Here is a 24427-nt window from a genome sequence, read left to right as displayed (position 1 = left end):
AATCAGGTCTCCGTATTCGCGCAGGCGGACTTAAGCGGTGCGGGGCAGGTCGGGCAAGCGGGCTTCTATCATATCCGCCAGACGGGCGGCGGCGTCGGGGCGGCCAAGGGTGCTGGCTGCCTGCGCCGTGCGGGCCAGCAGGTCACGGTCGGCCAGCAGTTCCGTCAGACGCTGTGTCAGGGCAGGGGCAGTGAAATCGGGCTGGCGGAGCATCCATGCGGCATGGGCGTCACACAATGCCTGTGCATTGGCGCCCTGCTCATCGCGTGCCGCGATGGGCAGCGGCACCAGCAGCGACGGGCGGCCCGCAACCGTCAGTTCCGCAACTGATGATCCGCCCGCACGCCCGATGACCAGATGGGCCGCGCGCAGGCGCTCGGGCACGTTGTCAAGAAAAGGGGCTATGGTGGCGGGAATGCCGGCTGCGCGATAGGCGCCTGCCACGCGGTCCACGTCTTCCGCGCGGGCCTGCTGTGTCACCTGAATGCGTGCGCGCAATGCCGGGGCAAGGGCGGCAAGGGCGGGCGGCACCACGTCGCTGAACACCCGTGCGCCCAGAGATCCACCCCATACCAGCAGGTTGATGACCCCGTTCGATGGCACGTAACCTTCCCCCGCAAGGGTCGCGATATCAGGACGCACCGGCATGCCGGTCAGCGTGGTGGGCACGCCATCGGGCACGCCCGCCACGACGGGAAACGATGTCGCGATCGCATCCATGCGCGCGGCAAGGAAGCCGTTGGCCTTGCCCAGCACGGCATTGCCTTCATGGATGAACAGAAGCGGCCGCTTCTTTTGCGGCAGCAGGCTGCCGCCCAGCAGCGGCGGCACGGACGGATATCCGCCAAACCCGATGATGGCCGAAGGCCGGATGCGTGACAGGATGCCGCGCGCCTGCACCGTCCCGCGTCCCAGCGCGGCGGCGGCGCGTGCGGCCCGGATGATGCCGCGCCCCGCGATCCCGGCGCCAGGCAGGACAAACTGCTGCCGTCCGGCAAAGACACCGTTTTCACGCAGGCCCGCGCGCCGGTCGGTCATGAGGACAATGTCATGTCCCCGGCGTACCAGTTCGCAGGCCAGTGCCTCGGCTGGGAAAAAATGGCCGCCGGTGCCTCCGGCCGCGACAGCAATGCAGTGACGGGTCATGACGGTGCTTTCAGCGATGAAGAAGACGGTGGCCCGAACTGCCCGTAACGGCCTTCCCCCGGCCGGTTGCGGGTCAGCGCCAGCACCAGGCCGATTGTAAGCGCAACCGACATGGCGGAGGAACCACCATAGGAAATAAAGGGCAGCGTCATGCCCTTGGTCGGGATCAGGTGCAGCGTGGACCCCATGTTGACAAAGGCCTGAAGCCCGAAGCCCGTCACCAGCCCCGCTGTCGCCACCGTGATGAACGGGTCGTTTTCATGCAGCAGCTTTAGCAGCGTGCGGATGACGATGGTGGCGAAAACGCCCACGATGAACAGGCAGACCAGCATGCCGAATTCTTCCCCCGCCACGGCGAAGACGAAATCGGCATGTGCATCGGGCAGCAGATCCTTTACCCGGCCTTCACCGGGGCCACGGCCCAGCAGGCCGCCATTGCCAAAGGCCCGCAGGGCCGTGTCGATCTGGTAATGGTCGCCCACGGCGGGGTGCAGGAAGCGTTCCACGCGCGACCGCACGTGCGGGAACACCATATACGCGCCGACAAAGGCCGCGACCATGGCCGCGACCCCCGCGCCAACCAGAAACAGGCTTAGCCCGTCAATGAAAAGCTGGGTCAGGAAAACCGTGGTGATGACGCTGAGCATCCCGATATCGGGTTGTGATTTCAGTAATAGAAGCACCAGCGCAAACAGTCCGATGGCCACCAGCATGCCGGGGAAATACCGTCGCCTCTGGCGCTCGGTCAGCAGCCACGCCGTGACCACGGCAAAGAACGGCTTGAGGAATTCCGACGGCTGCACCGACATCATCGGCAGCGCGATCCACCGTCGCGCCCCCTTGATCTCGATTCCGTGCACCAGCGTCATGAATGTCGCAGCCAGCGCCAGCACGAACCCGATCCATCCCGCCAGCCGTACCGAACGCAGCGACATCATGGACGTGGAAACGACGATCACCGCCGCCAGGATCAGGAAGCACACCTGCTTGAAAATGAACATGTCGCGCGATGCGCCGATACGCACGGCCACGGCGGGGCTGGCGGCCAGCATCAGGATATAGCCGAACCCGATCAGGATCCCCACGCAGATCAGCGTGACCCGGTCTATGCTGCGCCACCATCGTGCCGCCCATGACGTGTTTATGCGCGATATGCCGCTCATGCAGGGGCGGTTCCATCCCTGTTGGTGGCAAGGGCATGCACCAGATCCGCGAAATGCGCGCCACGTGCCTCGAACCCGCTGAACTGGTCGAAACTGGCGCAGGCGGGCGACAGCATCACGACATCGACGCCCACTTCGCGTGCATATTCCAGCGCCTCGGGCACGGCGCGGTCAAGGGTTGCGACAATACGGTGGGGAATACCGTGGCGGGCCAGCGTTGCCGCCAGTTCCGGCGCATCCCGTCCGATCAGCAGCGCCATGGCGATGCGGTCGAACAGCGGGGCCAGTTCCTCGATCCCGCCTGCCTTGGCCGTGCCGCCCGCAATCCATACCATCCGGTCATGGCAGGCCAGTGCGCGCGCGGTCGCGTCCGCGTTGGTGGCCTTGCTGTCGTTGATGAAGCGGATGCCGTCGATGCTTCCCACGGTTTTCTGGCGGTGATCTAGTGCGACAAAGGACGCAAGGGCGGGTTCCACCGCAGATCTCGGCATGCCCAGATGCAGGGCCATGGCGGTGGCGGCAGCCGCGTTTTCGCAGTTATGGGTGCCCGGCAGGTCACGGGCCGCGCGCAGGTCGGCAATGACGCCTTCATGGTCACATAGCGTGTCGGACGTGCAGTACAGGTCGCATTGCGGCATGTCGTCGCCACTGACGCAGGCAATGGTGGTACGGGTTACGGCAAGACGTCGGCGTATCATGCTGTAATCGGGCAGGGTTTCGCCCAGTACCGCAAGGTCGCCCACATGCTGGTGGTCGAATACATGCAGCTTGGCGGTGACATACCCCGCCATGTCGCCATGCCGGTCCAGATGGTCTGGCGTCAGGTTGAGGAGGCAGGCGACATTGAAATGCATCTGTTCCAGCCGTTCCAGCATGTAGGACGACATTTCCAGAACGTACACCCCGTCATCGGGCAGCAGCGGCAGGGAAAGCGCCGCAGGCCCAAGGTTGCCACCGACGGCAACCGGCATGCCGCAACCGGCCAGCATATGGGCCAGCAGCACCGTGGTGGTTGATTTGCCGTTGGTGCCGGTAATGCCCGCGAACCGCGCGCGGCTGCCCGCCGTACGCACGGCGCGGTACAGCAGTTCCGCATCCGACAAAATCGGTACGAAGGCATCCACTGCCATGCGCGCCAGCGGATGGGGCGTGGGCAGGTTGTGCGGAATGCCCGGCGACAGGACCAGTCCCGCCAGCCCCAGCATGTTGTCAAACGGCGCGATCTTCAGCCGTTCATGTGGCGCCAGGGCCGCACGGGCTTCCGCACGGTCGTCCCACGCCTGCACGCTGGCCCCCATCGCCAGCAGGGCGGTGACGGCCGCCGCGCCATTGCGACCCAGTCCGGCCACACCGTAATGGTGGGCCGCCAGAAGGGACGGGGGGAAGGACGTGCTCATCGTAACTTCAGCGTGGCCAGACCACACAGCCCCAGCACGATGGACACGATCCAGAAGCGGATGACGATCTTGGATTCCGCCCAGCCTTTCTTTTCAAAATGGTGGTGCAGCGGCGCCATCAGAAACACGCGCCGCCCGGTGCGCTTGTACCAGAACACCTGGATGATGACGGAAAACGTTTCCACCACGAACAGGCCGCCCACGATGCACAGCACCAGTTCATGCTTGACCGCAACAGCCACGGCCCCCAGCGCGCCACCCAGCGCCAGCGACCCCGTATCTCCCATGAACACGGCGGCAGGCGGCGCATTGAACCACAGGAACCCCAGCCCCGCGCCCACAAGTGCTGAACAGAATACCCCCAGCTCCCCGGTGCCCGGCACGGCATGAAGCTGCAGGTAATCGGCAAAGACATGGTTGCCTACAAGGTAGGAAATCAGCGCGAACACAAGGGCCGCGATAATGACCGGCACGATGGCCAGACCATCCAGTCCGTCGGTAAAGTTCACGGCGTTGCCGAAACCCGTAATGGTGATCATCGCAAACAGCGGGAAGGCATAGCCTAGCGGTAGCAGCAGGTCTTTTACGAACGGGAAGGCCAGGTGGTTGGCAAGGTCGGGCGGCATCATGTGTTCCAGCCAGATGCCACCGATCAGGGACGCGCCAAACTCACACCCCAGCCGCATGCGTTTGGAAACCCCATCGGTATTGCGGCGTGACAGCTTCAGGTAATCATCGGCAAAGCCCACCGCGCCGAAGGCCAGTGTCACCAGCATCACGGCCCAGACAAACCCGTTGGTCAGGTCCGCCCACAGCAGGGTGGACCCGAACAGGGAGATCAGGATCAGCACGCCGCCCATGGTGGGGGTGCCGACCTTTTCGATCAGGTGGCGTTCGGGACCAAGCTTGCGGATGGGCTGGCCCCCGCGCTGGATACGGCGCAGCTGCGCGATCAGCGGGTTGCCAAGGCACAGGCTGATGACCAGCGCGGTCAGGCATGCGGCTCCGGAACGGAAGGTGATGTAGCGGAACAGGTTGAGCATGGAGGTATGCGCCCCCGCATGCTGCTGGAACAGGTCATACAGCATCAGGCCGGTCCCACCCGCGCGCCATCCGCCTGCAGGGCGGTAACGACATGGCGCATCCGGCTGCCAAGGCTGCCCTTGACCATCACGGTGTCGCCCGCGCGCAGGGCCGCGCGAACCAGTGGGGCAAGCTGGCTGGAATCGGACGTCCACCCCCCCTGTATGGAAGAAGGCAGGGTGTCAAAGAGTGTTTTCATATTCGGGCCGCAACAGAAGACAATATCCGCGTTCGCGCGGACGGCAGGGAGAAGGGAGGTATGCTCATGCCGTGCAAACGTGCCCAGTTCAAGCATGTCTCCAAGGATGGCGACACGCCGCCCCGTGGCAACCAGCCCCAGCAGGTCCAGGGCCGCCCGTACGGATGCGGGTGATGCGTTATAGCTTTCATCCAGCAGCATGACTTTGTCATGCATCACCCTGGCTATCGCCCCGCGTCCCGCGCCGGGGTGGAAGATGGCCAGTCCGGTTACTGTATGGCCCATGTCCGCGCCCAGCGCGTGGGCCGCAGCCAGCGCCAGCATGGCGTTATCAGCCATGTGCCGACCCGGCGCGTTGACCCGTGCCTGTCCCTGCCAGCCGGGCAGGGACAGGTTGAACCCGCTGCCCTGTGCGTCGGATGTCACATCGGTTGCCTGCACGGCGCAGTCGGGCGTGACCCCCGTCCACCACAGCGTGGCTCCCACGGCTGCGGCATTGCGCCGGAAATATTCTGCGCCGGTAATGCCTGCGGGCACGATGCCGGTGCCACCCTGGGGCAGCGCCAGCAGGATTTCCGCCTTTTCCCGCGCAATGGCGTCGATGCTGCCCATAAGCCCCAGGTGTGAGGACGCAACCGTGGTCACCACCGCGACATCGGGCCGCACCATGTCGGCCAGGGGCCGGATCTCGCCTGGGTGATTCATCCCGATTTCGCACACGCAATAGGCCGCGCAGGCGGGCAGGCGCGCCAGAGTCAGCGGCACGCCCCAGTGGTTGTTGTATGACGCCACGGCGTAATGCGTGGGACCGCAGGCCGCCAGCGCATGGCGCAGCATGTCCTTGACCGATGTCTTGCCCACGCTGCCGGTCACCGCCACCATCCGCCCGGCAAAGCGCGCGCGTGCAAAACGTGCCATGTCCTGCATCGCCACAAGCGTATTGCCGACCATCAGGATACGCGGGTCGTCAACCCCGCATGGCTCATGCGCAATGACAGCCGCCGCCCCCGTATCCAGTGCTGTGGCGACATGGTCATGCCCGTTACTGTTTTCGCCCTGCAGCGCGATGAACACATCGCCCGGACGCAGCGTGCGGGTGTCGATCGAAACGCCGGTGGCCGCGATATCGTCGTGTGATGGTGACGGAAAACGCCCCGACGTCGCGGCCAGCAGGTCCGCGCGGTTCCATAACAGTGTCATTCATTCCCCGTCAGGCCACGGATGACCGTGGCATCATCAAATGGAAGGACATCGTGGCCTACGACCTGCCCCTGTTCATGGCCCTTGCCTGCCACCACCAGCACGTCACCATTACCCAGCATGTCCAGACCGGCTGCGATCGCGCGCCGCCGGTCCCCGATTTCCACCGCACCGGGGGCAGCCGCCATGATTGCCGCGCGGATGGTGTCGGGCTGTTCCGTGCGCGGGTTGTCATCGGTCACGATCACCCGGTCGGCAAGGCGGGTTGCGGTCGCCCCCATGACGGGTCGCTTGCCCCGGTCACGGTCGCCGCCAGCCCCCATCACCACTACCAGCCTGCCCGCCGTATGCGGACGTAGCGAATGCAGCAGGCGTTCCAGCGCATCGGGCGTATGGGCGTAATCAACATAGGCCGCGGCCCCGCCTGGCAGCACTGCCACCCGTTCCATCCGCCCGCGCACGCCATGCAGGTGCGCCAGCAGGGGCACGGCCCGGTCCGGTCCCGCCGCATCCCGGTCCGCCATGGCGGCGGCCAGCAGCATGTTATCGACCTGGAAACGCCCCGCCAGCGGCACCGTAACGTCATGCACCATGGCGGGGGTTGCGATGCGCAGCACCTGCCCCGTGGGCGTAGGCCGTACGTCCAGCAGGCGCAGGGTCGTGCCCTGTTCGCCAGTGCTGCGCAGGACAAGGTTGCGGCGGCGGGCGATATCGGCAATGGCGGCGCAGGTCGCCGCATCCATGTCCGCATTTATGGCGGCAATGCCCCCTTCGGGCAGGACGGTGTCAAACAGCCGCAGTTTCGCCGCCCGGTAATGTTCGGTCGTGCCGTGGTAATCCAGATGGTCGCGGGTCAGGTTGCTGAAACCGGCCGCATACGGGGCAAGCCCATCCAGCCTGCGCTGTTCCAGCCCGTGCGATGATGCCTCGATCGCCACGTGACCAACGCCATTTTCTGCCATGGCCCCCAGCATGCGCATAAGCCCCACGCTGTCGGGCGTGGTCAGCACCGGCCCGCAATCGGGCAGCGGGCAGGGGGCGACCGCGCCCAGCGTGCCGATGGTGCCCGCAGGCAACCCCATCAGGGTCCAGATCTGGCGCAGGAACTCCACCGTGCTGGTCTTGCCGTTCGTGCCGGTCACCGCTGCAATGAAACCGGGGACATGCGGCGTCAGCACGCGTGCGATAACTGCCAGCGCATGCCGCGCGTCCGACACGCGTATCGGCATGATACCGGGGGACAGGTCACAGGCGGGGACCGCATCGACCAGCACGGCCACGGCCCCGTTCGTCATGGCCTGCGGGATATAGGCCCGTCCGTCCATGTGCGTGCCATGCAGGGCGGCAAAGATCATGCCAGGGCGGACGGCGCGGCTGTCTGCCGTAATGCCGGTAATGGCCAGATCACCCGCCCCGGCGGGTACGGGCATGTCCACGCCTGCGCGGCGCAGGACTTCAGGCAGGTACATTGATATCATCCCCTGTCGCGCGGGTGTGGGGCAGCTGGTCCGTCCACAGTATTGCGGGCATGCAGGTTGCGGGCGGGAACCTGTGCCGTGCTGGTGGCGCTGCGGGCGGTATGGGCGTGGGCGGCATGGCCCGTGGTTTCGCGTTCATGTTCATGCAGGTGCGCAGTACCCGGATCGTAACCCGGTCCCAGCGCACGGTAGCCGCGCGGCACGGCCGGCTTCATGGGAATGGCCAGCGATGCCTCGATCGCCGCTGCATGCTGCGTATCGGGGAACAGGCCCAGCATGGGAGCAATGCGCGTAATCATGTGCGACGCCGTGGGGGCCGCGTTCCATCCCGCCGTGGTCCAGCCATGGGTCTGGGCCGTGGGTTTGGGACTGTCCAGCATGACATAGATCGCGTAACGCGGCGCGTTCATGGGGAAAATACCGGTAAAGGCGGAGACATTGACGTGTTTCAGGTAGCCGCCATGCGGGCCGATCTTTTCTGCCGTCCCTGTCTTGCCACCCACGTAATAACCGGGAGATTCCGCCTTCTGTCCGGTGCCCTTTGCCACGTCGAGGCGCAGGATCTTGCGCAGGATATCCGAATTGGCCGCCGAAATCAGGCGTTCGGCACCGGCAGGGACGCCAGGTGTCGTATCTGTTGCATCCGGCGCATCCGTTTCATGTGCACTGTCCGCCGCCAGCAGGGTGGGCTTGAGCAGGAAGCCCCCGTTGGCCGTTGCCGCAGTCCCCCGGATTATGGACAGCGGGGGTTCGGCCACGCCGTGGCCGAACGCCACCGTCATGGTGGTGGAGACGCCCCAGTTATGGACCGACGGCACGATCGGCCGTCCCGCTTCGGGCAGTTCCACCGGCACGCGGGAGAAGAAGCCCATGTTGCGCAGCCAGTCCTGCTGGCGTGTCGCCCCCGCATCAAGCGCGATATGCGCCGCCGCCGGGTTGGAGGAATAGGCCATGACTTCGGGCAGGGACAGCCACGGGGCGAAATGGTCCGCTTTCATGTCCGATATGGTGAACCGGCCGATCTTGATGGGCGTGCTGGAAAAACTGTCCCATATATGGGCGACCCCTTCCTGCAGGGCCATGGCGACGGTCTGCAGCTTGAAGGTCGATCCGGGTTCGTACATGCCGGTCACGGCGCGGTTGAAGCGGGAATCAGGTGATGCCCGGCCAAAATCATTGGCGTCGTAATCCGGCAGGCTGACCATGGTTATGATCTCGCCGGTATGCACGTCCATCACGATGGCGCAGGCCCCGATGGCCTGAAACGTATCCACGGCGGACTGCAGTTCGTCATGCACCACGTTCTGCACGCGCACGTCCACCGACAGGCGCAGCGGCGCGCGGTCACTGTCCAGACGCTTGTCAAAATACCGTTCGACCCCCGCAACCCCGTGGTCGTCAATGTCCACGCCACCCAGTATCTGGGCTGCGACACGGCCCATGGGGTAACGGCGGCGTTCACCCGGTTCGAAATAGATGCCGGGAATGCCAAGGTTGTTGATCGCCAGTTCCTGTGCCGGAGAAATGTCGCGCGCCAGATAGACGAACTGCTTGTTCAGCGACAGGCGGCGTTTCGTTTCTTCCTCGTTCAGGGTGGGCAGGGCGGCCTTCAGCTTGTGGGCCGCGTCGGTGGCATCGATCATTTCCTGCGGGTTGGCATAGACCTGGGCTACCGGCAGCGACATGGCCAGGACCTGCCCCGTGCGGTCGATGATCGATGCGCGATGGACCTGCGGCAGCGCGATATCCCCCGCGATCATGCCCTTGGGATCGCTTTTTGGAATGGGGGGCACCTGTGGTGCGATCTGCTGCTGCTGTGGCGGCATGGGGCGGATGATCGTCGCCATGGTCAGCTTCAGCCCGATGGCCGAAAACAGGACGCAGAACACCCCTGCCACAACCACAAGCCGCGCATGCATCCGGTCCTGCGCCATAAGCGTGCGCAGGCTACCACCGACGGGGATGGTATCCTGCGCGCTTCTGGCTGGCTGGTCTTGGGGCGGGTTGTTCATGCGCGTTCCGGGCTGGGGGCCGGGGTGAAAAATGGATCAGGGATCAGTTGCTGACAGGCACCGGGGGTGGCAGGGCGCTGACATGTGGCGTGCCAAGGGAACTGCCGCCCATATGCACGGCCGCCGCCGGGTGCCATGCGGCTTCGGCTATGTTCTGGTTGCGCGCGGGATAGCTGGCCCCCATGCGGGTGGGGGGGACGACGGTGTCATGCGCGACTGCCGCATGGGCGGGTTCGGCTGCCGCCACCGCCACAGGACGTTCGGGTACATGCACGCGTTCCATGGGCGGGGCATGCGGGGCAGGGTGGACATCGTTCTGCGCCAGGGCGCGGGCCAGGGCGTCATGTGCCGCGGGTTCGGCATGGCGGGGCGCTGTCGCCACATGGTCGGCATGCGGCACCACCGGGGCGGCTGGCATGGACGGGGCCACATGGGGGGCGGGTGCCGCGTCACGCACTGGCGGGATCACGACATGGTCGGCCGCCAGTGTGGCAACCATTGTCGCGCGCGGGGCCGGGGCGGGATGGTGCAGCGGGCTGCCGGGTGCGGGCATGTGGGACGCAAGGGCCGACATCTGCACGAACTGCGTGGGTGTTACGGGCTGCAGTCCCTTGTCGTACCGGCTGGCCAGCGTGCCCAGCCGGTCGGGCTGGTTCAGCATGGCCCATTCGGCGCGCAGCATTGCCGTCTGCGAACGTACGTGTTCGGTCTGTTCCACGATCTGTGCGATCTGGTGGTCAAGTGCGGTTGTCTGCTGCTTCTTGTTATACAGGAACAGACCGGACACCGCCGCCACCACGGCGAAGAATAACGTGACAAACCGACTCATTCGGCAGTTTCCGATGCTGGAATGGATGAGGGGGCAATGCATTCCATCGCCCGCAGTCTTGCGCTGCGTGCGCGTGGATTACGGCGGGTTTCTTCTTCCCCCGGCCGGATGGGGCGTCCGGTCAGGAGCGTGAAATCAGTGGGCTGCGCACGTGCGGTCATGGCGCGCGGGTCATGGCGCGAGGGGGCGGGCAGGCGACCCGCGGCCCGCGACATCGCCTGCTTGACCAGCCTGTCTTCCAGCGAATGGAACGATACGACAACCAGCCGCCCGCCCGGCGCCAGCAGGTGCGGGGCCTGTTCCAGCACACGGCTGATCTGGCCCAGTTCGTCATTGACGTGAATGCGCAGGCCCTGGAACGTGCGGGTGGCGGGGTCGATGCCCGACCGGTCGGGGCGCACGACCGAACGTACCACATCCGCCAGCTGGGCGGTGCGCCGCAGCGGGGCCTCGGCCCGGGCGGCCACGATGGCACGCGCGACACGGCGCGACAGCCGTTCCTCGCCATAATGATAGATGATGTCCGCCAGTTCATCTTCGGGTAGCGTGTTGACCACGTCGGCCGCCGTCGGTCCCGTATCGGCCATGCGCATGTCCAGCGGCCCGTCCATGCGGAAGGAAAAGCCGCGTTCGGCCTCATCGATCTGGTAGGATGAAACCCCAAGGTCCAGCACGATGCCATCGACCTTCGTGATGCCTTCATCCGCCAGCAGCCCGGCCATGTCGGCAAACCCGCCATGAAGCAGGTGCAGCCGGGATGCGCCATGCCCGTCGGGGAAGGCAGGGGCAAGGGCCTGCCCGCGCGCAATCGCGGCGGGGTCGCGGTCGATGCCCCATAGCTGGCAGTTGCCGGAAGCGAGGATGGCGCGCGCATAGCCGCCGCCGCCAAACGTGCCATCCACGTAACGGCCACCATCATGCGGGGTGAGGTATTCCATCACCTCGGCCAGCATGACGGGCACATGCCCGGGATCGTGCGGGGGGAAGGCTGCGTTCATGACGGCGTGCCCATGCCGGGGGTGCCGCGGCCCGCGGTCAGGCGGCGGGCGCGTTCGCGCGCGGCGTCGCGGCGGGCCAGCGCCGCCTGCGGATCCCAGATCTGGAAGGTGCGGCCCAGCCCCATGAAAGTGACCTGGTCCGCAAGACCCGCATAGGCCCGTAGCGATTCCGGCAGCAGGATACGCCCTTCCTTGTCGGCCTCGAACGGATAGGCATCGGCATAGAGCGCGGTGGCGAGGTCGTCGTGGTCTTCGGAAAAAATGTCCATTTCATCCAGCGGGCGGGTCAGTGCGGCAAAAGCATCAGCGGGCCATGCCTCAAGGCAGGGATGCAGATGGGACGGGCGCAGGATGGCCAGTGGCTCGCCCGATTTGGCCCGGGCACGCAGCGCGGCGCGGAATGCTGACGGAATGGAAACCCGTCCCTTTGCATCCAGCCGGTTCTGGTGTGTGCCCAGGAATACACTCACGCTGCGCGATGCCCTCCCTTGGCATGAATTTCAGGAACCGGATGACTGACTGACCGCCAGGCGACGGCGCCGGAATCTGGCCGCCACCCTTTGTCCGGTGTGGTCATGGGATAACATGGGATTTTATGGGCGGTCAATTAAAGATGTAGGAAAGATGGCTGAAAACTGCAGTTATTCCAGCACAACCATCCGCACCCACAGGTAAAGGGGAAAAATCGGGGGCAATATGGCAGCAATGTGATATGTTTATGGTTTGTTCTTAAGTATTAATACTTGTAAACAACTCCGGGTAGAGGGCGCCCGTTCCCTGGATTCACGCGTAAAACAGGAAAAAATGCCAGACGGTCTGTAAGCCGGGTTCTGTCCGCCCATGGGGCGGGACGGTCATTCCTCTGCGATGAACCTTGCGGCACACCTTGCGCGACCAACCCGAACGACGGGGCGGAAACCCCTGATGGCGCCTTGCGGCCCATCCGCCGTTCCTATTCGGTCTTGCTCCCGGTGGGGTTTGCCCTGCCATCCATGTTACCATGCATGCGGTGCGCTCTTACCGCACCGTTTCACCCTTGCCCCCAACACGGCCCGTATTGCTACGGGCATGCCGTGGGGGCGGTCTGTTTTCTGTGGCACTGTCCCTGGGGTCGCCCCCGCCGGCCGTTAGCCGGCACCGTTTTTCCGTGGAGCCCGGACTTTCCTCCATCATGTGTATGACCACATGACAGCGACCGTCCGACCGTCTGGCATGCGGAAACTGGCGGTGCATGCACCCTGCGTCAAGCGATAAATGATGGGGACGGGGTGCCTGCCCCCTTTTTCAGTTCCCGTTTCCCGCCGGAGATGCCCCATGTCAGATTCCGCCGCCGTGTCCCGTCCCGGTCTGCTGACCCGCCTGCTGCTGGGGGGCATGAAGCTGCGTGCCGCCCGCCGCGCCCACGAACCCCACACGCTGGAGGACCTGCGCGCAAAGCTGGACCGCCCATGTTTTCCCATGGCGCTGTCATCATTGCAGGTGCGGCGTGTCATTGAATGCCGCGTGCCGGGCAGCCGTGGCATGCTGTCTGCGCGGCTGTACGTACCTTATGGCCGGGTGCATGGTGTGGTGCTGTTCATGCATGGGGGCGGGTATGTGCATTGCGGGCTGAATTCCCATCACGGCATCTGCTGCAGGCTGGCGCGGCAGTCGGGGGCGGCAGTGCTGTCCATTGCCTACAGCCTTGCCCCTGAAAACCATTTTCCCGTCGCGGTGGATGACTGCTGGGCGGCGCTGCAGTGGCTGGCGGGGGAGGCGCACCGGTGGGGTGGTCCAATCGCGGTGGCGGGTGACAGCGCGGGTGGCACGCTGGCGGCCGTGCTGGCGCAGATGGCGCGCGACCGGGGCGGGCCGGAACTGGCCATGCAGCTATTGTATTACCCGTCGCTGTATGGCGAACGCGACGTGCCGTCGCGCCAGACCTATGCCAGCGGCTACATGCTGTCGACCAGGCTTATGGAATGGTATGCCGAACAGTATATCCGTACGCCCGCCGACCTGCGTGACCCGCGCCTGGCACCGATCCATGCATCGTCACTGGCGGGACTTGCGCCTGTGGTGATCGGGCTGGCGCAATGCGATCCGCTGCATGATGAAGGGACGGGTTATGCCGCCGCCATGCAGAAGGCCGGAAGTGCCGCCGAAACCCGCACATGGCGGGGTACGGTGCATGGGTTCCTGAATTTCTACGCCTTCCTGCCCGCCGGGCGGGAGGCGATCCGTTATGGCGCCCATGCGCTGAAGCGCGCCCTGCGTGGCGGGCGCGCGGTCAGCGTGGCAGCGGGTGAAACACCCCCGGTGACTGCCAGTCCGTCTGTGCCGTCTGTCCAACCCGATCGATCTGCAGCGTAAACAGGCGCGGCAGGGTGTTGCGGTCACCGGGGCATCTGCCGGAATGTTTTTCCATGACGTCGATACGGGTTGCATCCGGCGGATCGTTACCGTTGAGCACGAACAGCAGGCAGTCCTTGGAATCGGATGTCATGCCGTTATGGGTGACAACGGTGCGGAAATGTTCAACCAGCGCGGTGTTGTCGAACCAGCTTGTGCGTGAAAATGTCAGCTTGTCCGCCGCCTGATCCAGCCAGCCCATGCGGCCGACCAGAAAGACAAGGGCCGCCATGGGCACGATCATGAGCACCCGGCGTACGATCCGCTGTTTCAGTGTGACGGGCGCGCGCCTGCGGGTCAGGCGCGGCGGTGTGGGGGTGGGGGCCTTGGTCATGCAGGAATTATTTCTTCATGTCTTCATGCCACAGATGCCCTGACTGCGACAGCAGGTTGCGTGCGCCTTCCGGTCCCCATGTGCCTGCGGCGTAGGGTTCCAGCGGGGCCTTGTTTTCGCGCCAGCCCTGCTCGATCGGGTCGATCCAGCGCCATGCGGCGGCCACTTCGTCACGGCGGATGAACAGGATCGGGTCTCCGCGCACCACATCCAGCAGCAGGCGTTCATAGGCGTCGGGATAGCGGACGTTGAAGGCTTTTTCGAATTCGATGTTGATGTCGGCCTGACGCAGCGCGAGGCTGTCGGTCGGCGTCGGGTCCTTGGTGGCCACTGACAGCATCACGCCCTCATCGGGCTGGATGCGGATGATGAGGCGATTGGGTTCGGGCCGGTTGGCGAAGATCGACCATGGCGCAGACTTGAACTGGATCACGATCTCGCTGGATTTTTCCGCCATGCGTTTGCCTGAGCGCAGGTAGAACGGCACGTTGCCCCACCGCCATGTCGAGATATTGACCTTCAGCGCGACAAAGGTTTCCGTCTCGCTCGTCACCCCTTCGCCCAGATCCTCAAGGTAGCTGCCGACCGTTTTGTCGCCAATGGTGCCGCGCATGTACTGCCCGCGCGCGGTGTAGATTGCCACGTCATCGGCCGGGATGGGCCTGAGTGCGTGCAGTACCTTCAGCTTTTCATTGCGCACGCTGTCGGCGTCCAGCGAGACCGGAGGGTCCATCGCCACCAGGCACAGCACCTGCAGCAGGTGGTTCTGGATCATGTCGCGCAATGCGCCGGACCGGTCATAATACGCGCCGCGTCCTTCCACGCCCACGGTCTCGGCTGCCGTGATCTGCACGTATTCGATCGCATCGCAGGACCACAGGCGTTCGAATACCGGGTTGGCGAAGCGCAGCGCGATCAGGTTCTGGACCGTTTCCTTGCCAAGGTAGTGGTCGATGCGGAAAATCTGGTTTTCATGGAAGTGACGGCCCACGCTGTCGTTGATCGCCTCGGCACTGGCAAGATCAGTGCCGATGGGCTTTTCCAGCACCACACGCGACTGTCCGGTGACAAGCCCCTGCGTGTTCAGGTTTTCACAGATCTGCCCATACAGCGCGGGCGAGGTGGCCAGGTAATAGACCCGGATGCGGGTGGCGGGCACGCCATCCAGCAGGGCCTTCAGTGCGGGCCAGTCGCTGCCCGCTTCCGCTCCGTTCAGGCTGACATAATGCACCATGTTCAGGAAACGCTGCACGGTGGCGTCATCCAGCGCGTCGGGCTGGACATGCTCGGTCAGGGCCGCATGTGCGCGCTGCTGGTAGTCGGCGCGCGACAGGGGGGATCGCGCGGTGCCGATAATGCGGGAATCATCAGGGATCTGCCCGTCGCGGTAACGATGGTACAGCGCAGGCAGAAGCTTGCGCATGGTCAGGTCACCCGTCCCGCCGAAAACGATGTAGTCAAAGGTGTCAACGGGGGGAAGATGTGCCATGGAAGTCGGCCTCCTGCCTGTATATGATGCCCGGCATGTCTGGTGGGCATGCGCGGTATATGGGACATGACGCAAATGCGGCATACTGGCGTGCCGCTTCGATTACGGCCCGTCTCTCCGGGCTGTCAAGTTGGCATTGACCATCGGGCGGCGGCGCGATAATCCCGCCGTTCCACCCCGTCGCCTAATGACATTCCCTTCATGTGTGCTGATGGGCGCGGAACGGCACAATCACGATATCTGGAGACACCTGCCATGAATGCTGACAATTTCGAGGCGGAAGACAAGTCTGCCGCCGTCGGCGGTATCGCAGCCGACCGCCTGCGCAGCATTATCGAACGCGTTGAACGCCTGGAAGAAGAGCGCAAGGCCCTTGCCGGCGACATCAAGGATATTTTTACCGAAGCAAAATCCGCCGGTTTTGATGTAAAGGTGATCCGTCAGATCATCCGCCTGCGCAAGCAGGAACCGGCCGAGGTCGAGGAACAGGAAACCCTGCTTGACATCTACCGCCGTGCGCTGGGCATGTAATGGTCTGGCAGCGCGGATGACATCCGCCCGCATTGCCGGGTAACTTCAGTTCAGGTGGCACGATACATGCTGTCGTCCCTTTTCCCCGAATGGATGCCCGCGTGGGCACAGGCGGTGCTGCTGGTGGGCGGCATCCTGTTCGCGCTGGTGTGGCTGCTGGTGCCTTTCGCGGTCTTTGGCGTGAAGGGGCGGCTGGATAACCTTGCCATACAGCTTGATGATCTGCAGGCGGAACTGCGGGTCATTGCGATGGGGCAGCAGCATGCGGCCAATGCCGTGGCATCGGTTGCGGGTGATGTCCTGCCTGACGTCGTGGCCCCGGCCCCCGTATGGGAACCTGAACCCGTGCATGTCCCCGTCCGGCCTGCCCCTGATTATGACGGGGTGGGGGATGAAAACGACATTCCCGCCTATGAACGCCGTGCCGCACGTGTGCAGCCTGCACCGCCCATCCGTCCCGTGGCCCCGGTGCGTCCGCAGCCCCGGGCCGAACCGATCCGGCCCGCTGAACCGGTGCGCGCGCCACCGGCGCGGCATGACATTGCGGATGAATGGGACGTGCTGTCATCGGGGCGCAAGGGGCCGCGCCCCTACCTGTCCCGTGCGCCCGAACGTGACGGTATGGATGGCCGGCGCGAGCGTCAGGATACGCCATCCCTGTCCGACTGGAGCCGTAATGGCCCGCGCGATGACGATGCCGGTCGTGGCGCGCGCCCGGTGCGCGCATCGGTCTGGCCGCCCGAGCGTGGAAGCCGTGCGGAACCGACCCTGCGCTGGCCGCCCCGCCCGGAATAGGGGAACTGGCGTGGCCGCGAATCATAAAGAAGTTTTTGGGTGCCGCTTTTTTTTCAGACAGGCGACGTTTTTCGAAGCTTTTTCAAAAAGCTTCACCAAAACTTTTTCTTTATCAGACAGTTTTCAGGGCGCGGCAGGCTCCACCCGCGTCAGCAGCACAAGGTCATCGCGGTGGATCAGTTCATCCGCCCCCTGCCAGCCCAGCAGCCCTTCGATTTCGTCGGACTGGCGTCCCGCAATCCGCCGTGCATCATCCGCCGCATAGGCCGTAAGGCCACAGGCAATCCGGTTGCCATGCTGGTCCATGACCGCGATCAGGTCACCCCGGTCGAAATCACCCGTGACAGTGGTTACACCCGCTGGCAACAGGGATGACCCCATCGTCAGCGCGCGGACCGCGCCATCATCAATCACGGCCTGTCCTGCGGGTGTCAGGCTGCCTGCGATCCAGCTTTTGCGTGCCGAACGGGCGTCGGTTGCTGGCAGGAACCATGTGCAGCGCCCGCCATCACACAGGCGGGTCAGCGGGTGCAGGGGCTGGCCCTGCGTAATGGCCATGGCGCAGCCCGACTGCGTTGCGATACGCGCCGCCATGAGCTTGGTCCGCATCCCGCCCGATGAATAACCCGGTGGGGGTGCGCCGCCCATGGCCTCGATACTGTCGGTCAGTTCGGCCACGACCGGCAGGTGCCTTGCATCGGGGTTGTTGCGCGGGTCGGCAGTATATAGCCCGTCAATGTCAGACAGCAGGACAAGCTGGTCCGCATTGATCATTTCGGCCACGCGCGCGGCAAGGCGGTCATTGTCGCCAAAGCGGATTTCGGTCGTGGCGATGGCGTCGTTTTCATTGATGATGGGTACGCAGCCCAGCGCCAGCAGGGTGTTGAGCGAGGCGCGCGCGTTGAGGTACCGGTCGCGGTGTTCGGTATCATCGGGCGTCAGCAGCAACTGCGCCGCTGTCAGGCTGTAGCGCGACAGGGCATCGGTCCATGCCTGCGCCAGCCGGATCTGCCCGACCGAAGCAGCCGCCTGCTTTTCCTCCAGCCGCAGCACACGCCGCGTTGTCAGGCCCAGCTGGTGGCGGGCAAGGGCGATCGCACCGGAGGACACGACGACCACTTCCGTGCCCTGTGCGCGCAGGTCGGCAATATCCTGCGCCACGCTGTCCAGCCACGCCTGACGGGGGGCCGCCTGTTCGGGGTCGACAATCAGGGCGCTGCCAATCTTTACGACAACACGCTGCGCCGTGCGTAGCTGGGGCAGGGGAGTGTCCGTCATGTTGCGGGGATCTCCCCCTTTTCCTGTTCGGCTTTTTCCGCACGGTCGCGGGTTACGTAATCCTGCAACCGGCGCAGCACGGTGTCCACATTCATGTGGGCGACGGAAGACATGCACATCACATCCTGCCCGCATGCCTGTTCCAGTGCCGTCCGGCGTTCCTCGATTTCCTCAGGCAACAGCGCGTCGATCTTGTTCAGCACGATGATTTCAGGCTTGTCCGCCAGCCCACCGCCATATTCCGACAGTTCATGGCGGATGGTGCGCCATGATTCGACCACGTCTTCCGCCGTGCCGTCAATCAGGTGCAGCAGCACCGCGCAGCGTTCGACATGGCCCAGGAAACGATCACCCAGTCCGCTGCCTTCATGCGCACCTTCGATCAGGCCGGGAATGTCGGCAATCACGAATTCTTCCGTAACCGACAGACGCACTACCCCAAGCTGTGGGTGCAGCGTGGTGAACGGGTAATCCGCGATCTTGGGACGCGCTGCCGATACGGTGGACAGGAACGTGGACTTGCCCGCATTGGGCAGGCCAACCAGCCCGACATCGGCAATCAGTTTCAGGCGCAGCCAGACCCAGCGTTCCTCACCCGGCCATCCCTTGTCCGCGCGGCGGGGGGCACGGTTGGTGCTGGTCTTGAAATGCGCGTTGCCGCGGCCACCATCGCCACCACGGCACAGAAGCAGGCGCTTGCCCGCGATATCAAGGTCGCCCAGCATGGTTTCGCGGTCTTCATCAAAGATCTGGGTACCGATCGGCACCTTGATGACGACCGTTTCCGCGGCTGCCCCCGTACGGTCCGACCCCGCGCCATTGCCGCCCTTGCGCGCGCGGAAATGCTGGGTGTAGCGGAAGTCGATCAGCGTGTTCAGGTTATCGACCGCTTCGAATATGATATCGCCGCCCCGGCCGCCATTGCCCCCGTCCGGACCGCCAAATTCGATATATTTTTCCCGGCGGAAGGCGACGACACCGTCCCCGCCGTCGCCGGATTTTACATAGATTTTGGCCTGGTCAAGAAACTTCATTGCCTGCGATCCGGTGGGCGCGTGCAGTCCTGCGCACGTGCCTTATGTGCGTGCATGATACCAGAAAACGTGTCCCGGCATCATACGAAAAAAGGGGCGGCCAGAATGACCGCCCCCTTCAATTCGGGTATTCCCGCAGTGATTAAGGCGTAAACCTTATTCCGCTGCCAGCGGCAGGGCCTGCACGGAAACATGCACGCGACCTTCTGCGCGGCGTTCGAACTTCACATGTCCGTCCACCAGCGAAAACAGGGTGTGGTCGCGGCCGACGCCAACGTTCACGCCCGGCTTCATCTTCGTGCCGCGCTGGCGGACGATGATGTTGCCTGCGATGACGCTTTCGCCACCAAACTTCTTGACGCCAAGGCGACGTCCGGCGCTATCGCGCCCGTTACGGGATGAACCGCCTGCCTTTTTTTGTGCCATTGCCTGAACTCCTTAAAACTGAAATCTCTGATCTGACCTGCCCGGTTGCGACCGGGCGAGGGATCAGGCGGCGTTGATCGCGGAGATGCGCACCACGGTCACCGGCTGGCGGTGACCGTTCTTGCGGCGGCTGTTCTGCCGGCGGCGCTTCTTGAAGATGATGATCTTGGCCAGACGGTCCTGTGCGATCACGGTGCCCGTGACGGTCGCACCCTTGACGGTCGGCGCGCCGATGGTCGTGCCACCTTCGCCGCCAACGGCCAGGACCTGGTCGAACGTGATGGTGGAGCCGGCTTCGGCTTCCAGCTTTTCGATCTTCAGGACGGCGTCCTTGGCAACGCGGTACTGCTTACCGCCGGTACGGATAACTGCAAACATGTCTTTATCTATCTTTCCGATCTCTTGGCGTGCGCGGCACCGTGGTTGGGTGCAGGCGACACGACCCAGTCGCTTTTTTATATTGGCCGCAATTGCAGCGGCGCCCCGTCCGCGCGGGGTGAATGCGGGCTTTTACTGGGTGTGCGCGCGCAGGTCAATATTTTTTATGGACATGTGCAAAGGGTGAAAAAAGACCCCTTGCGCCACCCCGCGCGCGCCCCTATAAGCCGCTGCATCACCGCGTGCAGTTGGAGAGGTGCCGGAGCGGTCGAACGGGGCGGTCTCGAAAACCGTTGTGCGTGCAAGCGTACCGTGGGTTCGAATCCCACCCTCTCCGCCACTGCATCGCGTGTGGCTGCTTTTCATTAAAAAAATCTTTTCTGGAATGCCCCCAGCCATCAGGCTGATGGGGCTTTCCCGCGTGTGTCACGCCGCCTGACCGGCGCGCGGGCCATGGCATGGTGGTTTCTGATCCGGCCCGAAACGCTGCCGTTCATGACCGGGGGTATCGGCGGTACGGCATGCGTGCTGTCCGGGCATCCTGTCGCGATGGCCGGAACGTGGTCTGTTCAGATGGCGGCTTCTTCCGTTCCATGTTCATGAACCGGCCGGCCTGCCACCCAGGTCGCGCGGATGCTGCGGTCATCGCCCAGCATCATCAGCGTGAACAGGATATCCGCCGTGCTGTCGCACATCTGCGCACGCAGCGCCTGCAGCGGTGTCGCGCGCGGGTCGAGGATGCACAGGTCCGCATCCATGCCGGGTGCTATGGTGCCGATGCGGTCGTCCAGATGCAGCGCCTCGGCCCCGCCGCGCGTCGCCAGCCAGAAGGCCTGTACCGGGTGCAGCCGCTTTCCGGTCATCTGCGCGATCTTGTAGGCCTCGTTCATGGATTGCAGGTGTGACAGGCTTGTACCCGCGCCCACATCGGTGCCCAGCCCCGTGCGCACCGGGCGTCTGGCATCCATCACGTCAAACAGCCGGAACGCTCCGCTGCCCAGGAACAGGTTGGATGTGGGGCAGTGCGCCAGCGCGCTGCCACTTTCGTGGCAGCGGCACAGGTCGCGTTCATCCACGTAAATGCCGTGACCCATCACGCTGCGCGGGCGCACAAGCCCCGCGCGGTCATACACATCCAGATAGGACCGGCTGTCAGGATACAGTTCGGCCACCCATGCGACCTCCGCCTGGTTTTCCGCAAGGTGGGTCTGCATGAACAGCGTGTCGTCGCCCTTCAGCAATGCGCCCGCCAGTTCCAGCTGTTCGGGTGTGCTGGTGGGGGCGAAGCGGGGGGTGACGGCGTAATGCTGGCGGTTGCGCCCATGCCAGCGTTCGATCAGGCGGCGCGATTCATCATAGCCGCGCTGGGCCGTATCACGCAGGTAGTCGGGCGCATTGCGGTCCATCAGTACCTTGCCCGCCACCATCAGCGTGCCAAGGCGGGTGGATTGACCAAAAAACGCATCAACCGATTGCGGGTGGACCGTACAGTAAACCGCCGCCGTGGTCGTGCCGCAGCGCACCAGTTCGTTCAGGAACTGCCGTGCAATGGTGGTCGCATATGTTTCGTCAGCAAAGCGGCGTTCGGTGGGAAAGGTATAGCGTTCCAGCCATTCCAGCAGCTGTTCGCCATAGGCCGCGATCATGGGCAGCTGCGGGTAATGGACATGCGTGTCCACGAACCCCGCAGAAATCAGACAGCCCCGGTAATCGGTCACATCCATGCCCGGCGGCAGATGGGCGATGGTTTCACCATACGTCCCGACATGGGTGATGCGGCCATCAGTGATAATGACCAGCCCGTCGGGTTCGTCCACCAGCGCGTCCTGCGGTGGCATAAGGAACGGGTTGCCGCGAAAGGTCACGATATGCCCGCGCAGGGCGGCGCTGGCGGCGCTGGCGGCGGGGGAAGTGGGGGCAGGGGTCATCATGGTTGGCTCCATCCTTCCCGTGCCCATGTGTATCAGGGACGCGTCATGATCCGTCGGTCATGCGATAGGGCTGGGAAGCATCAAGGAAGGCTGCGTTGGCGCCCAGTTCATAGGAAATGACCAGCAGGTAGGCAATGGCGCGCGTGATTTCGATACGTGACGTGATGTTGGTTTCCGTCGCTTCCAGCCGCCGCAGGCTGCGTGTGGCCCCGCGCGCCACCCGTGCGGTGCGGCCAAAACGTCCGTAACGGCCACTGAACTGGGACATGCGGCTGAGGAACAGTTCAATGGCGCGGTTGGCGGCAGGCGGCAGCTGTCCCCGTTCCATGACCGTGCGCAGGCGGATGATGTTCAGCCCGATGGTCATGGCTGACAGCGTGCCCTGCAGGTAGGCTTCGATGGTGGGGGTGGGTGTCGGCCCGGCATGGCGGATCAGGCGGGAGAAACGGTCCGTATTGCGCCCGATCCACGATTGCGTGCGCGGCATGGGCTGGGCGGATGCCAGGTGGCGGAGGTCATGCAGTGTGCGGTTACGCATGCGCCAGCGTTCTTCATCATTGTCGAACGGCAGCACCGCGCGGAAGATCAGCACCGCGAAGCCGATACTGCACAGCAGCGCGAAGGACGCGTTGAAATACGCGATTTCGTTCAGGCGCGTCTGGTTGCCCGGTCCCACCAGGTTGGGCAGGAACAGGCAGTACGAGGCCGCAGCCCCCGCTGTGGCCGGGTTGCGCGCGGCAAGCCCGCCTGCGATCATGGGCAGGGCGAGGACGGCGGCCAGCATTTCGAATTCCGCAGGCCGTGGCAGGAACAGAAGCACAAGGAAGCCCGAGACAAGTACCGCCCAGCACGCCCCGCGCAGGAAGCTCATGGTACCCACCACAGGGTTTTCACGCGTGGCGAACAGCCCGCATGTCACCGCGACCATGGTGATGAAGCCGATGCCGTTGGCCCATGCCGTCACTTCCCATATCAGGGCGGACGCGCCGATGGCCACGGCGGCGCGGATGCCGTTATAGGCAGCTTCCTTGAAGTCGCGGTGCGCCTCGATACGGAAATGGAAGTGGTCGCCACGGATTTCGTGCTGGCTGGCATCGAACTCCGTGATGGCCTGCTCCAGTTCCCCCAGCAGTTCATCCAGCGCGTTATGCAGGATACGGCAGTTCAGCAGGTCGTCCACTTCTGCCGTCTCGGCAGTGGGGTCCATGCCGATTTCATGGGTCAGCGCGTCGATGATGCGCTGGCGGCATACGCCGCGCAGGTCCTGCAGGTCCTGCTGGACATGCGGGATCTCGGCATCGTTTTCCAGCCGCGCGGGCAAGCCCAGCAGAAAGGTGCGCGTCAGCAGCGACGTTTCGGTAAACTGTTCGTTGGTGGTGCCCAGCGCCTTGATGCGCGCCATCATGCCCAGACCCCGCGACAGCAGGACCGATACGGCGGCAAGGGCCGCGCGCGCATGGTCGCCTTCATGTCCGTGGGGCCCCATCTCGACTTCACTGAACTCGATCTGGTCATTAATGCTCAGGATCGTGCCGAACAGTGCGCGTGAACGGATGAAGGCGGCCTCGTCGCCTGCCAGCAGGTTGGCCACCGCATCCGTCGAACTGCCCAGCGCCATCTGGATTTTCTGGCGCATGTTGCGCCGCGCGCTGGAGGCAAGGTTGTGCGCGAACAGCACCGCCACCAGCGTTTCGCACGTGATGCCCAGCACGATATAGGACGTGCGGGACATGGTTATCATGAAGATGTTGTCGGGGTCGCGGGTCGCTGCCAGCGCGATGATGGCGCAGGTATAGCCCGACAGCACCAGCGCATAGGACCGGAAGTTGCGCACCAGTGTCGCACACATGCAGCACAGGCCGATCCATATGCTGATGGCGGGAAAGAACAGCCAGGGCGCCTGTGGAAAGGAACAGATCAGGATGACGGCGCTGATCGCCCCGATGGCGGTGCCCACCAGTCGCCACCGTGCCTTTGACAGGCTTTCCCCGCGCGATCCCTGTGCCACGATCCATACCGTCATGGCTGCCCATGGCGGGTCGTCCAGTTCCATCCACATGGCGATGGTCAGCGCCATCAGGGCCGCGAAGGTGGTACGCACGGCAAAGGCCAGGGCCTCCGGCGTGGGGGCATACAGCCATTTCAGTCCACTCATCCGCGCATAGCCGGGGGCGCGGATGGTGGGAAAATGCTTTCCGCTGAAAATACGGGTGATGAAAGAGGGCAGAAGATTCAGGTCTGCAGGCACGATATGCGGCTTCCGGCGACAAGGGGCGCCCTATCCATAACGCATCTTGGCATGACGTAACGGTGCCGCGAGTGCATATCTGGCATC

At 64.3% G+C, this 24427-nt stretch carries 21 protein-coding genes, 1 tRNA gene and 1 other RNA gene; 4 read left to right on the top strand and 19 right to left on the bottom strand.

Going from position 1 to position 24427, the window contains the following annotated elements; all coding sequences use genetic code 11:
• Positions 1-30 precede the first annotated feature (30 nt).
• The 11 genes from ACE2AA_RS06520 to rnpB form a co-directional block, all read right to left on the bottom strand.
• Positions 31-1146, bottom strand: a complete 1116-nt coding sequence (locus ACE2AA_RS06520; protein WP_395371787.1) for a UDP-N-acetylglucosamine--N-acetylmuramyl-(pentapeptide) pyrophosphoryl-undecaprenol N-acetylglucosamine transferase — start codon at positions 1144-1146, stop codon at positions 31-33.
• Positions 1143-2309, bottom strand: coding sequence for an FtsW/RodA/SpoVE family cell cycle protein (locus tag ACE2AA_RS06515; protein ID WP_141260386.1), 1167 nt, complete (start codon positions 2307-2309; stop codon positions 1143-1145). Before ACE2AA_RS06515 ends, ACE2AA_RS06520 begins: the two co-directional genes overlap by 4 nt.
• Positions 2306-3706: a UDP-N-acetylmuramoyl-L-alanine--D-glutamate ligase gene (murD, locus tag ACE2AA_RS06510; protein WP_395371785.1), complete on the bottom strand. Its 1401-nt coding sequence runs from the start codon at positions 3704-3706 to the stop codon at positions 2306-2308. Before murD ends, ACE2AA_RS06515 begins: the two co-directional genes overlap by 4 nt.
• A complete protein-coding gene (gene mraY / locus ACE2AA_RS06505; RefSeq protein ID WP_141260384.1) occupies positions 3703-4794 on the bottom strand; it encodes a phospho-N-acetylmuramoyl-pentapeptide-transferase in 1092 nt (363 codons plus the stop codon). The genes murD and mraY overlap by 4 nt, the downstream gene beginning before the upstream one ends.
• On the bottom strand, positions 4794-6188 hold the full coding sequence (murF, locus tag ACE2AA_RS06500; RefSeq protein WP_395371783.1) for a UDP-N-acetylmuramoyl-tripeptide--D-alanyl-D-alanine ligase: 1395 nt from the start codon (positions 6186-6188) through the stop codon (positions 4794-4796). Before murF ends, mraY begins: the two co-directional genes overlap by 1 nt.
• Complete coding sequence (locus ACE2AA_RS06495) at positions 6185-7657, bottom strand: UDP-N-acetylmuramoyl-L-alanyl-D-glutamate--2,6-diaminopimelate ligase (RefSeq protein ID WP_395371782.1); 1473 nt, start codon at positions 7655-7657, stop codon at positions 6185-6187. The genes murF and ACE2AA_RS06495 overlap by 4 nt, the downstream gene beginning before the upstream one ends.
• 5 nt (positions 7658-7662) lie before the next feature.
• Positions 7663-9678, bottom strand: coding sequence for a peptidoglycan D,D-transpeptidase FtsI family protein (locus ACE2AA_RS06490; protein ID WP_395371781.1), 2016 nt, complete (start codon positions 9676-9678; stop codon positions 7663-7665).
• Positions 9679-9721: 43 nt separating this feature from the next.
• A complete protein-coding gene (locus tag ACE2AA_RS06485; RefSeq protein ID WP_141260380.1) occupies positions 9722-10507 on the bottom strand; it encodes an ABC transporter permease in 786 nt (261 codons plus the stop codon).
• Positions 10504-11505 carry a 16S rRNA (cytosine(1402)-N(4))-methyltransferase RsmH gene (gene rsmH / locus ACE2AA_RS06480; RefSeq protein ID WP_395371780.1) on the bottom strand — a complete coding sequence of 334 codons (1002 nt, stop codon included), beginning with the start codon at positions 11503-11505 and terminating at the stop codon, positions 10504-10506. The genes ACE2AA_RS06485 and rsmH overlap by 4 nt, the downstream gene beginning before the upstream one ends.
• Entirely contained in the window at positions 11502-11975 is a 474-nt protein-coding gene (mraZ, locus tag ACE2AA_RS06475) for a division/cell wall cluster transcriptional repressor MraZ (protein ID WP_141260378.1), read from the bottom strand. The genes rsmH and mraZ overlap by 4 nt, the downstream gene beginning before the upstream one ends.
• A gap of 333 nt (positions 11976-12308) precedes the next feature.
• An RNA gene (gene rnpB / locus ACE2AA_RS06470) (RNase P RNA component class A) lies at positions 12309-12716 on the bottom strand.
• Between the two features lie 103 nt (positions 12717-12819).
• On the opposite strand from rnpB, the gene ACE2AA_RS06465 reads away from it, so the two are divergent.
• The gene (locus tag ACE2AA_RS06465; RefSeq protein ID WP_141260377.1) at positions 12820-13857 is read left to right on the top strand and encodes an alpha/beta hydrolase; all 1038 of its coding nucleotides are present in this window, start codon (positions 12820-12822) and stop codon (positions 13855-13857) included.
• Here ACE2AA_RS06465 and ACE2AA_RS06460 read toward each other — a convergent pair.
• Both ACE2AA_RS06460 and zwf read right to left on the bottom strand, forming a co-directional pair.
• Complete coding sequence (locus ACE2AA_RS06460; RefSeq protein WP_141260376.1) at positions 13775-14230, bottom strand: hypothetical protein; 456 nt, start codon at positions 14228-14230, stop codon at positions 13775-13777. The two genes, ACE2AA_RS06465 and ACE2AA_RS06460, sit on opposite strands and share 83 nt — an antisense overlap.
• A 7-nt stretch (positions 14231-14237) precedes the next feature.
• Positions 14238-15719, bottom strand: coding sequence for a glucose-6-phosphate dehydrogenase (gene zwf / locus ACE2AA_RS06455; RefSeq protein WP_141260375.1), 1482 nt, complete (start codon positions 15717-15719; stop codon positions 14238-14240).
• Positions 15720-15974: 255 nt separating this feature from the next.
• Here zwf and ACE2AA_RS06450 point away from each other — a divergent pair, with 255 nt between their 5' ends.
• Complete coding sequence (locus ACE2AA_RS06450; RefSeq protein WP_010509284.1) at positions 15975-16250, top strand: DUF2312 domain-containing protein; 276 nt, start codon at positions 15975-15977, stop codon at positions 16248-16250.
• 66 nt (positions 16251-16316) lie between these two features.
• Positions 16317-17045 carry a hypothetical protein gene (locus ACE2AA_RS06445; protein WP_395371779.1) on the top strand — a complete coding sequence of 243 codons (729 nt, stop codon included), beginning with the start codon at positions 16317-16319 and terminating at the stop codon, positions 17043-17045.
• 123 nt (positions 17046-17168) lie between these two features.
• Here ACE2AA_RS06445 and proB read toward each other — a convergent pair whose 3' ends face one another.
• The 4 genes from proB to rplU all read right to left on the bottom strand — a co-directional run bounded on the left by proB (position 17169) and on the right by rplU (position 20161).
• On the bottom strand, positions 17169-18323 hold the full coding sequence (gene proB / locus ACE2AA_RS06440) for a glutamate 5-kinase (RefSeq protein WP_395371777.1): 1155 nt from the start codon (positions 18321-18323) through the stop codon (positions 17169-17171).
• Positions 18320-19357, bottom strand: a complete 1038-nt coding sequence (obgE, locus tag ACE2AA_RS06435; RefSeq protein ID WP_141260370.1) for a GTPase ObgE — start codon at positions 19355-19357, stop codon at positions 18320-18322. Before obgE ends, proB begins: the two co-directional genes overlap by 4 nt.
• Positions 19358-19513: 156 nt before the next feature.
• A complete protein-coding gene (rpmA, locus tag ACE2AA_RS06430; protein WP_007400196.1) occupies positions 19514-19783 on the bottom strand; it encodes a 50S ribosomal protein L27 in 270 nt (89 codons plus the stop codon).
• A 63-nt stretch (positions 19784-19846) separates the two neighbouring features.
• The gene (rplU, locus tag ACE2AA_RS06425) at positions 19847-20161 is read right to left on the bottom strand and encodes a 50S ribosomal protein L21 (RefSeq protein WP_010513032.1); all 315 of its coding nucleotides are present in this window, start codon (positions 20159-20161) and stop codon (positions 19847-19849) included.
• Positions 20162-20411: 250 nt separating this feature from the next.
• On the opposite strand from rplU, the gene ACE2AA_RS06420 reads away from it, so the two are divergent.
• Positions 20412-20501, top strand: a tRNA-Ser gene (locus tag ACE2AA_RS06420).
• Positions 20502-20730: 229 nt separating this feature from the next.
• Here the strand turns inward: ACE2AA_RS06420 and guaD are convergent.
• The gene (gene guaD / locus ACE2AA_RS06415) at positions 20731-22089 is read right to left on the bottom strand and encodes a guanine deaminase (RefSeq protein ID WP_395372146.1); all 1359 of its coding nucleotides are present in this window, start codon (positions 22087-22089) and stop codon (positions 20731-20733) included.
• Positions 22090-22135: 46 nt separating this feature from the next.
• Positions 22136-24340, bottom strand: coding sequence for an FUSC family protein (locus ACE2AA_RS06410; RefSeq protein WP_141260368.1), 2205 nt, complete (start codon positions 24338-24340; stop codon positions 22136-22138).
• Between the last annotated feature and the right edge of the window lie 87 nt (positions 24341-24427).

This window comes from Komagataeibacter diospyri, assembly GCF_043995075.1.
GTDB classification, from domain to species: Bacteria; Pseudomonadota; Alphaproteobacteria; order Acetobacterales; family Acetobacteraceae; genus Komagataeibacter; species Komagataeibacter diospyri.
The sequence above is the reverse complement of the archived record's forward strand: the minus strand, read 5'-3'. Positions and strand labels throughout refer to the sequence as shown.

Excerpts from the sequence above, each read along its gene's own strand:
- ACE2AA_RS06485 (WP_141260380.1), bottom strand. The coding sequence starts at position 10,507 with ATGAGTCGGTTTGTCACGTTATTCTTCGCCGTGGTGGCGGCGGTGTCC.
- zwf (WP_141260375.1), bottom strand. The coding sequence starts at position 15,719 with ATGGCACATCTTCCCCCCGTTGACACCTTTGACTACATCGTTTTCGGC.
- proB (WP_395371777.1), bottom strand. The coding sequence starts at position 18,323 with ATGACGGACACTCCCCTGCCCCAGCTACGCACGGCGCAGCGTGTTGTC.
- ACE2AA_RS06465 (WP_141260377.1), top strand. The coding sequence starts at position 12,820 with ATGTCAGATTCCGCCGCCGTGTCCCGTCCCGGTCTGCTGACCCGCCTG.
- murF (WP_395371783.1), bottom strand. The coding sequence starts at position 6,188 with ATGACACTGTTATGGAACCGCGCGGACCTGCTGGCCGCGACGTCGGGG.
- ACE2AA_RS06515 (WP_141260386.1), bottom strand. The coding sequence starts at position 2,309 with ATGAGCGGCATATCGCGCATAAACACGTCATGGGCGGCACGATGGTGG.
- ACE2AA_RS06450 (WP_010509284.1), top strand. The coding sequence starts at position 15,975 with ATGAATGCTGACAATTTCGAGGCGGAAGACAAGTCTGCCGCCGTCGGC.
- ACE2AA_RS06445 (WP_395371779.1), top strand. The coding sequence starts at position 16,317 with ATGCTGTCGTCCCTTTTCCCCGAATGGATGCCCGCGTGGGCACAGGCG.
- obgE (WP_141260370.1), bottom strand. The coding sequence starts at position 19,357 with ATGAAGTTTCTTGACCAGGCCAAAATCTATGTAAAATCCGGCGACGGC.
- rplU (WP_010513032.1), bottom strand. The coding sequence starts at position 20,161 with ATGTTTGCAGTTATCCGTACCGGCGGTAAGCAGTACCGCGTTGCCAAG.
- ACE2AA_RS06495 (WP_395371782.1), bottom strand. The coding sequence starts at position 7,657 with ATGTACCTGCCTGAAGTCCTGCGCCGCGCAGGCGTGGACATGCCCGTA.
- murD (WP_395371785.1), bottom strand. The coding sequence starts at position 3,706 with ATGAGCACGTCCTTCCCCCCGTCCCTTCTGGCGGCCCACCATTACGGT.
- ACE2AA_RS06490 (WP_395371781.1), bottom strand. The coding sequence starts at position 9,678 with ATGAACAACCCGCCCCAAGACCAGCCAGCCAGAAGCGCGCAGGATACC.
- ACE2AA_RS06460 (WP_141260376.1), bottom strand. The coding sequence starts at position 14,230 with ATGACCAAGGCCCCCACCCCCACACCGCCGCGCCTGACCCGCAGGCGC.
- mraY (WP_141260384.1), bottom strand. The coding sequence starts at position 4,794 with ATGCTGTATGACCTGTTCCAGCAGCATGCGGGGGCGCATACCTCCATG.
- guaD (WP_395372146.1), bottom strand. The coding sequence starts at position 22,089 with ATGACCCCTGCCCCCACTTCCCCCGCCGCCAGCGCCGCCAGCGCCGCC.
- ACE2AA_RS06520 (WP_395371787.1), bottom strand. The coding sequence starts at position 1,146 with ATGACCCGTCACTGCATTGCTGTCGCGGCCGGAGGCACCGGCGGCCAT.
- rsmH (WP_395371780.1), bottom strand. The coding sequence starts at position 11,505 with ATGAACGCAGCCTTCCCCCCGCACGATCCCGGGCATGTGCCCGTCATG.
- rpmA (WP_007400196.1), bottom strand. The coding sequence starts at position 19,783 with ATGGCACAAAAAAAGGCAGGCGGTTCATCCCGTAACGGGCGCGATAGC.